Genomic DNA, 8,788 nt, shown 5'->3' on the forward strand with positions numbered 1-8,788 from the left:
GCTACGCTCGGGATGACAAGGGCGCTACGCGCGATGACAAATTACGCGGAGCGCTGCCAGAGACGGCGGAGCCAGTTACGGCGATCGGCGGACGCGCGCGGCGGTAGTTCCGGAATCGACGGAAGCGGGCTCAGCGCGCCGTCGCGCATGCCGAGATCGAACAGGCGCGAGAGACCCGGCGCGTCGTCGAAAGCCAGCATGTCAATCTCGAGTTCGGCTTTCGGGCGCACGTGTCGAATCGAGATCGGCCGCTTCTCGGTATCGCCGCCGAGACGAAGGATCTCGTTGTGCGCATAGGCGAGGCGCAGTTCGTAATCGAGCATGCGCTGCTGCCACAGCGTCGCGATGTTGTGAGCCATCTGCGCGAGGTCGGGCGTCTTCACGCCGACACCGTCCGTCGGCTCGGGATCGACGAGGACGACCGTGATTTCGGTGGCGCCGTGATCGATCGCGAGTGCGAGCGGCGAATTGTGAATGATGCAGCCGTCGGCATAGAGCGCGCGTTCCTCGCCGAAGGTCAGTTCGATCGGACTGAAGAGACCCGGCATGGCCGACGAGGCGAGCAGCAGCATCACGAAATTCTGCGCGTCCATCTCGTGATACTCGGTCAGCCGCACGCGCTCGGCGCGGTGGTCCGGAATCCGGTGCGAAACGCCGTCAGCCTGAAACACGGCCGACGAGCCGCGCGTGATGTTCGTTGCGCCCACCAACAGCGCGTGACGCCGGCGCGAAAAATCGAGCATCTTGCCGAGTTCGGCCGCGATCAGCGCGAGCGTTTCGTGGTGGATGCGTCCGAGATTGCGAATGAACGGAAAGAGGGTCGCCGCGCGAGCGATACGCATCGCATCTTGCAACGCGTTGCCGCTGCCGATCGAGACGATCTGCTCGATCGTCTGACGTAGCCGCGGAATGTGGGGGAAGAGCCGCGGCGCGCTTTCGGGCATCGCATGATGCCAAAAGTGTTCGATCGCACCGTCTTCTCCGGTTGAGAGCAATGCCGCGTTGATCGCGCCGATCGAAACGCCGCAGATGAAGTCGAACGATTCGCGCTGCATCAGCGCGTGCGCGACGCCGGCCTCGTACGCACCGTGCGCGCCGCCGCCGCTGAGTACCAGTGCTTTCATAGGATGAACGCAATCACCTCATTGCGCCCCGGGCGCAGCCACGGCGCCGGAACGTACAAAGCCTGCTGCGGTCCAACGTCCCAAAACCGCCCCGCGTGTTGCCCGTTGACCCACAATGACCCCTTTCCGAGCGAACTCGTCTCGATATAGATATCGGCACATTCGCCCATTTCAAATGTACCCCGATGGAAGGCCGGTGCGTTACGAGATTGTTCGGAAAACGCCAGCGCCGGCAACGTGCGAAGGTCGAGCGGGCGCACCGTCCAGTCGAGCAGCGGCTGGCCGTTCCAGTAGACTGCGCGGGTAATGCCCTTTTGCTCGAACGGAAAATCGGGACCGTAGTTCACGCGGCCGCCGTTTTCCACCAGGATCTCCAGCAGCGAGCCTTCGGGTGCCCGGTCAATCGAAAGCACCGACTCGCCGAGCCGGCGGTCGAGCCGCCCGACGACATCGCCGTCGACGCAGACGACGGCGTAATCGCGCAACGCCTCGATCGCAAGCTCGCCGCGAGCCGCTCCGCGGATGCGCGTTTGATAGAGAATGTAGCCGTAAGCTTGCCCGACCGACTCCATCGGCAGCGGATCGGGCGCGGCGAACGCGCGTCCGAACGCTTGCGAGAGCGCAGCGGTCTCGACCAAAACCGGCGCCGGCAGCGAGAGGACGGGCTCGAGATGCGGCACCGCCGGAAGCGCACGTTCGGTATGGCCGGCGATCACCTCGCGAAAGGCGAAATATTTCGGCGTTGGGCGGCCCGATTCGTCGAGCGCGGCGCGATAGTCGTAACTCGTGGTCGTCGGCCGATACCGCGCTTGCTCGTCGGTATTCGCGCCGTTCCAAAATCCGAAGCTCGTGCCGCCGTGGAACATATAGAGATTCACGCTAGCGCCCGCCGCGAGCATCCACGCTAAATCGCGCGCTTCTTGCGCCGGATCGTCGTGCGCGTGCGGTTCGCCCCAGTGATCGAACCAGCCGGCCCAATACTCGCCACAGAGCATCGGCGCGTTCGGGCGCGCGGCGCGGAGCGTTTCGAAGTTCGCGCGGGGATCGCCGGGACCGAACGTAAGCGCGATCGGCAGATCGGGCAGGCAGCCGCGCAGCGCGTCGGCCGGCTGATCGATCGTATAAAACGGCACGCCGTCGAAGCCGGCATCGACGAGCGCCGCGCGCAGCGCGCGAAGATAGTCCGTATCGTTGCCGAACGCGCCGTATTCGTTTTCGAGCTGCACGGCGACGATCGGACCCCCGCGCGAACGCAGCAGCGGTGCGAGTTGTTCGCCCAGATGGCGCAGCCAGCGCAGCACGGGCGCGAGATAGCGCTCGTCGGTGGTGCGAACGCGCGCACCGTCGGCGAGCAGCCACGCCGGCAATCCGCCGAAGTCCCATTCGGCGCAAACGTAGGGTCCCGGACGCAGGATGACGTCGAGCCCCGCCGCGGCCGCGAGCCGAACGAACCGTGCAACGTCACGCTGCCCGGAAAAATCGTATGACCCGCGCTGCTGTTCGTGCACGTTCCAGAACGTATAGGTGGAGATCGTGTCGAGCCCCATCGCCGCGGCCATCGCGAAGCGCGCCGCCCAATACTGATGCGGAATGCGGGGATAGTGGAGCTCGCCGGAGATGACCTGCCGCGCGCCGGTCATACGGCGCGAAGCCGCTCGGCCGCCGCTTCCGGCGTGAGATCGCGCTGCGGCTGCGCGAGCATTTCGTACCCCACCATGTACTTGCGTACGCTCGCCGATCGCAGCAGCGGCGGAAAGTAATGCGCGTGCGCGTGCCATTCATCGTGCACGCCTTCGCCGCTGGGTTGCTGATGCAGCCCCATCGAGTACGGAAACGGGGTGGCGAAGAGCCGGTCATAGCGCGCGGTGAGGTCGCGCATCGCGGCCGCGAGTGCGTCGCGCTCGGCGCTGGCGAAAGCGGCGAGGTTCGGGCGGTGACGGCGCGGCAGCACGAGCAGTTCGTACGGCCACGCGGCCCAAAACGGGACGAGCGCCGCGACGTGTTCGTTCGCATATACCGCGCGCGTGCCGTCGGTCACTTCGTGTTCCGCGTAGGCGCAGAGCAGACACGATCCGCGGCTGCGAAGATAGCCGGCTTGCGTGCGTGTCTCGACGGCAAGATCGTTCGGCACGTGTTCGTTGGTCCAAATCTGGCCGTGCGGATGCGGATTGCTGGCGCCCATCATCGCGCCGCGGTTTTCGAAGATCGTCACGGCGTTGATCTCGGGCTGCGCGCCCAGCTGCTCGGACTCCGCGGCCCAGACGTCGACGATGCGGCGAACGTCCGGCTGCGGCAGCGCGGCGAGATGGAGATCGTGCCGCGGCGAGAAACAGACGACGCGGCATCGGCCGCGCTCGCTGCGGGCGACGAGCAGTTCGTTTTCGTCCATCGATTCGTGCGGTGTTTGCGGCAGCAGCGCCGGAAAGTCGTTGTCGAAGACGTAGACGGAGTCGTAGCGCGGATTGCGCGCACCGTTCGCGCGTTCGTTGCCCGGACAGAGATAGCAGTGCGGATCGTAGGCCGGAACCGTAGCCGGCGGCGGCGTCTCGCGTTCGCCCAGCCACGGGCGCTCGGCGCGATGCGGCGAGACCAGCACCCACTGCGCGAGCAGCGGATTGTAGCGCCGGTGCGGTGCGTTCATCCATGCGGTCATGAGGCGACGTGCGCTCCGGCGGCCGGTGTTCCGTCGTAGAGATCGGGCGTGATGCTGGTGGCACGGCGGTAGCCATCGGCCAGCGCCGCCGCGAACGCATCGGCCGACGCCGCAGCGACGAGATTCACGGTGCAGCCGCCGAATCCGCCTCCGGTCATGCGTGCACCGTAACAGCCGTCGAGGCGCTGTGCGATCTCCACCAATGCGTCGAGTTCAACGCAGCTCACCTCGTAATCGTTCTTCAGGCTCGCGTGCGATTCGTCCATCAGCCGGCCCAGGCGCGGGAAGTTCGCTTCGCGTAATGCGACCGCGGCGTCGAGGACGCGAGCATCCTCGCTCACGACGTGCCGGCAGCGGCGGTAGATCACCTCGGGCAGATCGGCTTTGCAGCGCTCCAGCATCTCGAGCGAGACGTCGCGCAGCGCGCGAATCTCGGGGAAGCGCCGTTGCATCAGCGCGACGCCTTCTTCGCATTGCGCGCGGCGCTGGTTGTACTCGCTGCTCGCCAGTGCATGCTTCACCATCGTGTTGGCGACGATCAGCCGAGCACCGGCGCCGAAGGGAACGTGATCGACGGCGAGCGAGCGCGTATCGAGCATCAGCACATGGCCGGCGCGCGCGCACAGCACGGCGAACTGATCCATGATTCCGGCTCGGATACCGACGTGCTCGTGCTCCGAGCGCTGGGCGAGCAGCGCGAGCTCGGTTGGATCCATCGTGATGCCGCTCACCGCCAGCATCGCCAGCGCGATTGAGATCTCGAACGACGCCGACGAGCTCAGACCCGCTCCGATCGGAAGCGTCGCGGTCACGTCGAGAGCGGCTCCGTGCAGCGTCGCGCCGTGCTGCTCGAGTTCGATCAGGATGCCGCGCGCGTAATCGGTCCAGTCGCCGCGACGCGCGCGCGGTAACGCGCCGAGCGTGAAGAGCGCCGGCTGCCCGAAACGATCCGATCGAATCATCACCTCGCGATCGGTGCGCGGCCGGGCGTGCACGACCGTGTAGTATCCGATGGCGGCCGGCATCACGAACCCGTCGTTGTAGTCGGTATGCTCACCGATCAGATTGACGCGTCCCGGGGTGCGAACCTCGATCACGCGCGACTACGCTACTTGCAGTAGCCGCGATAGTAGTTCGTGAGAAATAAAGTGCTGCCGATCGTTCCCGCCGCGAGCGCTTGAATCGATGTGAGCGAGAAGAAGAGGAGCAAGACGAAAACCGACTTCATGGTGCAAACGTTCGCTGCAGTCCCTCGAATTCGCTGCTTCGCAGCGGAGCCTGTCCTGAGCGAGCGCAGCGAGTCGAAGGCCCCCTCGTTCTTTTTCGTCGATGAGCGAGTCAGGCGTGGGCCATTTGGCGCAGTTGTTTGAACAGCGGTTCGGCGGCCTCGGCCGGCGTGCGGAACGCGACGTTGAAACGATTGTAGCTATTGATGGTGGCGATGGCCCAGGTGAGCATCACCAACTCGCGATCGGTGAGCTCAGGGTGACGGGTTGCGGCGGTCCCTCGGCTACGCTCGGGATGACGACGTGGACTGAGCGAGATATTGATGCACGAGGGCGATGGCCATGCTGCCTTCGCCCACCGCGGCTGCGACGCGTTTGATCGAACCCGAGCGCACGTCACCGACCGCAAAAATCCCGGGCACCGTGGTTTCCAAGACATGCGGCGTCAGCACGAAGCCGCGCGCGTCGCGCTCGATCTCCGGCGGCAGCCACTGCGTTTCGGCATCGGCGCCGATCATCACGAACAGGGCGTCGGCGGATTGCCGGCTGGTCGTGTTCGTGGCGGTGTCGATCGTGGTAATCGCGTCGAGGTGCGTGTCGCCGTGCGCATCGGTCACTTCGGTGCGCGTTGCAACGTGGACGTTCGTCTTGGTCGCGAGCTGAACGATCAGGTAACGCGACATGCTCTTTTCCAGTGCGTCGCCGCGAACGAGCAGCGTTACCGAGCGCGCGCAACTCGCGAGATTGACCGCGGCTTGGCCGGCCGAATTGCCCGCACCCACGATAAAGACGTCCTTACCGTACAGCGAGCGAACTTCGTCCGGAGCGGCGCCATAGTAGACGCCGCGTCCGCGCAAGCGGTCGAGTGCCCGGACGTCGAGATGCCGCCACGACACGCCGGTTGCAAGCACGATCGTCCGGGCCGCGACGGATTGGTCGTCGTCGAGCGCGATCGTGTAGGCGGCCGGGTCGATTCGTTGCACGGAGCGGGTGACGACGATTTCCGCGCCGAGGCGTTTTGCCTGCTCGAGCGCGCGATGGGCGAGATCGCCGCCGGCAATACCGTAGGGAAAGCCGAGATAATTTTCGATCCGCGAGGAGGTGCCGGCTTGTCCGCCCGGCGCTTCACGCTCGATGAGCAAGGTCGAGAGACCTTCGGATGCGCCGTACACGGCGGCAGCTAGACCGGCCGGTCCGCCGCCGATGATGGCTACGTCGTAGGCGGGCCGGCGCGGCGAACAATTGAGGCCCAGCGCTTCGGCGAGCCGGCGCGTCGACGGATTGCTCAAGGCGCTCCCGTCGCGCAGGCGAACCTTCGGATACTCATCGCTCGTGTCGGTCGCGGTAACCCAATCGAAATCGATCGAATTGCGTTCGAGGAATTCACGAATCTCGTGCGTTTCGTTGTCCCACTGCGGACCGATGACGGTGAGCATCGGTGCGGTGGGCGCCGCGGCGACTTCTTGCAGCCCTTCGATACGGTCGCGCACGGAGGCTTCGAGTGCCGGCTCGAGGTTCGGCGCCCATTGTGTCAGGGTCTTGAACTCGCGGCCGTCGAGCCGCAGCACGCGCGCGTCTTGCGCGGCGCGAAAGTTCGCCGCCAGCGGTGCGTTCAGCACCAGCGGAAGTTCGCCGAAGGTTTCGCCGGGGAGGCGCACGCCGATCACGCGCTCGTCACCGTCGACGAGCTTCGTGACCTCGAGCCGCCCTTCGACGAGCACGAAGAAGACGCGGGTCGTGTCGCCTTCGCGCGCCACGTACTCGCCGGAAAGCAGCCGAATGTCGGCGCTGTGTCCGCTCAGAAAATTGAGCGCGTCGTCGCCGAGCGCCGAGAAGAGGGGAATTGCGCGCAGTTCGGCAGCACTAAACATCGTGAGTACCGACCACCGCAATACCGTGGGCGCGCGCCGCGATCGCGAGCGCGCGGTCGTGCGTTGCTACGGCCAAGCGCGTCCCTCTCGTCTCGTTCCACAGAAGCGCGGTCGCCAAGTGGATTGCATCCAGTGTTCCCAGTTCCGTCGGCATCGGCTGCGCAGCGCGTTGGAGAACGGTGTCGTCGACGTCGACGAGTTCGATCGAGGCGACCAGACTGAGAATCGTCGAGCGCCGCAGCGCGATCTCGGGATCGTCCAAGCGGGTTCGCAGCCGAAGGCGGTCGAGCGTGCGCAGACATTCGGCGCTCAGCAGCGCACTCGACACACCTCGCTCGATTTGCGGCCACTCGCTCAAGGCATCGGGCTGTTCGAGCGCGACGCGCAGCAGTACGGACGCGTCGATGTACGCGATCAACGCGGCCCCTGCCGCTCTTCGAGCAGGAGGTCAACGACGTCGACGCTCAGCTTCAAGGGCTTGCCGGGCAGCCGCACCCGATTGAGCGCGGGAGCGCCGGATGCCGGTTTACGAACGCGCAGTGCGGTCCGCTCGGCCGTAGGGACGATGCGCGCAATGGGCGTTTCGCGATCCAACACCGCGATCGTCTCACCCCGGCGAACCGCTCGCAGATATTCGCTCAGCCGCGCCTTCAACTCGGCGATCCCGACCTGCTTCATGACCACATTATGACTAGAAATGGTCATTATGACAAGCCGCTCCGTCAGGGGCGCCCTTCGACAAGCTCAGGATGACCGGGTGGCGAAGCGTCGCGTATGACGGAGATTGAACGGGTCCATCTGCCTACCGACGACGTGCGCGCTCTGATCGGCGAACTCGACGCGGAGCTGGCCGGTACCTATTTGCCGGAGCAGCGCCATGGACTTGCGATCGAGGCGATCTTCAAGCCGCCCGTGCGGTTTTTCGTCGCGCGTCTCGACGGCGATGCCGTCGGATGCGGCGGCGTCGCCTGCTTCGATGACTTCGCCGAAATCAAACGCATGTACGTGCGCGCCTCAACCCGCGGCGCCGGTGTGGCCGACGCGATCATCGAGCGTCTGCAAGACGAAGCGCGCCACGCGGGACTACGCCTCGTGCGATTGGAGACCGGGGTTCATCAACCCGCCGCGATCGGGTTCTATCGCCGTCACGGGTTCGTCCCGTGCCGCGCCTTCGAGCCGTATTCCTCATTGCCCGCGAGCGCGATCAAAACCAGTTACTTCATGGAAAAGCAGCTCGGTTGAACGTCAAGCTCCGGTAAAAATAGAGAACCCCTCGCCATCCTCGGCTCGGGGTTCGTCAACTGGCTTCGTGTCCGTAGGCTACCAGGCGAGGCCGGAGCGCGTCAATGAGAAACGGGCGCTCTTACCAAGGCCTAGCATCCCCTTTGCTTCAGGTTTACGCCCAGGTCGTAGATCGCGCGCTGGTCGATAACCGTTTGCTGGTAGTCGAGGTCGACGGTGGCGAGCTGGTCTTGCAGAAACGCGATCGCCGAGTTGTCGGCATCGCAGCTGCCGTAGACCGGGACGGGCAGGGTCGGATAGTCGCTGCCGTTGGCCTGGGTTTCGAGCTGAGCGATCTGCGACTGCAGTTGTGCGGCGCGCGCGTCCGGCACACCGGGCTGATTGAGCTGATATTCTAGTTCCATGATCGCCTGGCGCGTCGGCGCGTTCTTGGCGAGGTTTTGCGCGGGTGCGACCGACGGCACCGCCGTCAGGAGCATGGCGAGGGCGAGCGTCACGAGATGAACGTGCTTCATGGCTCGATTATACCGCCCTAGGGAAGCTCTGAAGAAGTCGCTGTACCGATCGCAAGGAGCATTTTCCGGTGCGAATCGAGGCGCATCCGAGGGAGCATAGCAACGCGCTCTGTGACCGAGGATGCAACGAAGACCCGCACCGGAAAATGCCCTTGCC

General features: G+C 65.2%; 10 protein-coding genes. 1 reads left to right on the forward strand and 9 read right to left on the reverse strand.

The window, feature by feature from the left end; all coding sequences use genetic code 11:
- Positions 1–41: 41 nt before the first annotated feature.
- From VMF11_06130 to VMF11_06165, 8 genes are all read right to left on the reverse strand, one after another.
- Entirely contained in the window at positions 42–1,124 is a 1,083-nt protein-coding gene (locus tag VMF11_06130) for a patatin-like phospholipase family protein (GenBank protein HTU69881.1), read from the reverse strand.
- Positions 1,121–2,764, reverse strand: coding sequence for a beta-galactosidase family protein (locus tag VMF11_06135; protein ID HTU69882.1), 1,644 nt, complete (start codon positions 2,762–2,764; stop codon positions 1,121–1,123). The genes VMF11_06130 and VMF11_06135 overlap by 4 nt, the downstream gene beginning before the upstream one ends.
- Positions 2,761–3,777 carry a UDP-glucose--hexose-1-phosphate uridylyltransferase gene (locus tag VMF11_06140; protein ID HTU69883.1) on the reverse strand — a complete coding sequence of 339 codons (1,017 nt, stop codon included), beginning with the start codon at positions 3,775–3,777 and terminating at the stop codon, positions 2,761–2,763. The genes VMF11_06135 and VMF11_06140 overlap by 4 nt, the downstream gene beginning before the upstream one ends.
- Positions 3,774–4,874: a galactokinase gene (gene galK, locus VMF11_06145; protein HTU69884.1), complete on the reverse strand. Its 1,101-nt coding sequence runs from the start codon at positions 4,872–4,874 to the stop codon at positions 3,774–3,776. The genes VMF11_06140 and galK overlap by 4 nt, the downstream gene beginning before the upstream one ends.
- A 241-nt stretch (positions 4,875–5,115) precedes the next feature.
- Positions 5,116–5,238 carry a hypothetical protein gene (locus VMF11_06150; protein HTU69885.1) on the reverse strand — a complete coding sequence of 41 codons (123 nt, stop codon included), beginning with the start codon at positions 5,236–5,238 and terminating at the stop codon, positions 5,116–5,118.
- 49 nt (positions 5,239–5,287) lie between these two features.
- The gene (locus VMF11_06155; protein HTU69886.1) at positions 5,288–6,874 is read right to left on the reverse strand and encodes an FAD-dependent oxidoreductase; all 1,587 of its coding nucleotides are present in this window, start codon (positions 6,872–6,874) and stop codon (positions 5,288–5,290) included.
- Positions 6,867–7,292 (reverse strand): PIN domain-containing protein, encoded by a 426-nt coding sequence (locus tag VMF11_06160; GenBank protein ID HTU69887.1) that lies wholly within the window; start codon positions 7,290–7,292, stop codon positions 6,867–6,869. The genes VMF11_06155 and VMF11_06160 overlap by 8 nt, the downstream gene beginning before the upstream one ends.
- Positions 7,289–7,579 (reverse strand): type II toxin-antitoxin system prevent-host-death family antitoxin, encoded by a 291-nt coding sequence (locus VMF11_06165; protein ID HTU69888.1) that lies wholly within the window; start codon positions 7,577–7,579, stop codon positions 7,289–7,291. The genes VMF11_06160 and VMF11_06165 overlap by 4 nt, the downstream gene beginning before the upstream one ends.
- A gap of 69 nt (positions 7,580–7,648) precedes the next feature.
- Between VMF11_06165 and VMF11_06170 the strand changes: the two genes are divergently transcribed.
- Positions 7,649–8,116 (forward strand): GNAT family N-acetyltransferase, encoded by a 468-nt coding sequence (locus VMF11_06170; protein ID HTU69889.1) that lies wholly within the window; start codon positions 7,649–7,651, stop codon positions 8,114–8,116.
- Between the two features lie 131 nt (positions 8,117–8,247).
- Here the strand turns inward: VMF11_06170 and VMF11_06175 are convergent, their stop codons facing one another.
- Positions 8,248–8,631: a hypothetical protein gene (locus VMF11_06175; protein HTU69890.1), complete on the reverse strand. Its 384-nt coding sequence runs from the start codon at positions 8,629–8,631 to the stop codon at positions 8,248–8,250.
- Positions 8,632–8,788: the final 157 nt, after the last annotated feature.

It is taken from the genome of Candidatus Baltobacteraceae bacterium (assembly GCA_035502855.1).
Taxonomy (GTDB): Bacteria; Vulcanimicrobiota; Vulcanimicrobiia; order Vulcanimicrobiales; family Vulcanimicrobiaceae; genus Aquilonibacter.

Coding starts and splice junctions, on each gene's coding strand:
- VMF11_06130 (HTU69881.1), bottom strand. CDS start 1,124: ATGAAAGCACTGGTACTCAGCGGCGGCGGCGCGCACGGTGCGTACGAG.
- VMF11_06135 (HTU69882.1), bottom strand. CDS start 2,764: ATGACCGGCGCGCGGCAGGTCATCTCCGGCGAGCTCCACTATCCCCGC.
- VMF11_06140 (HTU69883.1), bottom strand. CDS start 3,777: ATGACCGCATGGATGAACGCACCGCACCGGCGCTACAATCCGCTGCTC.
- VMF11_06155 (HTU69886.1), bottom strand. CDS start 6,874: ATGTTTAGTGCTGCCGAACTGCGCGCAATTCCCCTCTTCTCGGCGCTC.
- VMF11_06165 (HTU69888.1), bottom strand. CDS start 7,579: ATGACCATTTCTAGTCATAATGTGGTCATGAAGCAGGTCGGGATCGCC.
- VMF11_06170 (HTU69889.1), top strand. CDS start 7,649: ATGACGGAGATTGAACGGGTCCATCTGCCTACCGACGACGTGCGCGCT.
- VMF11_06175 (HTU69890.1), bottom strand. CDS start 8,631: ATGAAGCACGTTCATCTCGTGACGCTCGCCCTCGCCATGCTCCTGACG.